Consider the following 910-nt stretch of genomic DNA (forward strand, 5'->3'; position numbering starts at 1 on the left):
CGCGGGGTGGCATTGGGGTGGTGGTGTTGATTCCGCGGCGGTTGATCACGCGTGCCTCCGACGAGACGGCTTTGGACATGCCGCCTGGGGTCGGCACCGCCGCGTCGTCCGCTACCTCTTCGCCTAGCCGCGCCCGCGCCGCCGTCCGTACCGGCGCGGATGACGCGCACCTCCCCAAGCGCCGCCGCGGCGCGACCCTCGCCGCGACGATCGAGCAGCCGCCCCGCCCCGCTCCCAAGCCCCGTGACCCGGGGGTGCGGTTCGCCGCGTTCCGCCAGTCCGCTGAGGGCCGCACCCGCGCGGGCGGAACCCACGACGACAGCGACGGCACGTCCGCCGCAGATCTCGACCAGTAGGGCCTGCGGCCCTGCGGTCCACCCGCGGCCTCCCCCCGTTTCGGGGTGGGCGGCGTGTACCGGTCCCGGGACCTCAGCCCGGCCGGAGGAACGACAGATGAGGAGGCAGGGGTGCAGCGTCCGCTGGTCGCGGCCCCGTGATCTTGATGAACACCGATGAGCATCGACTTGATTGGCTTCTGGCGGGTCTGGTGGACCGGGCTCCGGGCATCCAGCACGTATTGGTGCTGTCCAGGGACGGTCTGCGGATCTGCCACACCCACCGCCTGGACGACGACAGCGCCGACCAGCTGGCGGCCATCGCCGCGGGGATCCAGAGCCTGTCTCTGACCGCTTCGCATGAGTTCGGCGACGGCGTCGGTTCCGGCCAGTCGATGGTGGAGTTCTCGGGTGGGGTGTTGCTCATCGTGCCGGCGGGGGAGGGGGCGCACTTGGCGGTGCTGGCCGGTGAGGACGCCGATGTGGGTCTGGTCGGGCACAGTATGAATGAGCTGGTGGAGCAGATCGGTGGGTATCTGACCGCGGCGCCGCGTTCGGCGGGTCATGGCACGCCG

Annotated in this window: 1 protein-coding gene and 1 pseudogene; both read left to right on the plus strand. The window is 71.5% G+C overall.

The window, feature by feature from the left end; all coding sequences use genetic code 11:
* A pseudogene (locus ACFPZN_RS56185) lies at nt 1-356 on the plus strand (hypothetical protein); the annotation flags it as partial.
* A gap of 146 nt (nt 357-502) precedes the next feature.
* Nucleotides 503-910 (plus strand): roadblock/LC7 domain-containing protein (locus ACFPZN_RS56190; protein WP_378293645.1); only part of this gene is annotated, 408 nt, incomplete at its 3' end.

Origin of the sequence: Actinomadura rugatobispora (genome assembly GCF_042656285.1) — a bacterium.
Taxonomy (GTDB): domain Bacteria; phylum Actinomycetota; class Actinomycetes; order Streptosporangiales; family Streptosporangiaceae; genus Spirillospora; species Spirillospora rugatobispora.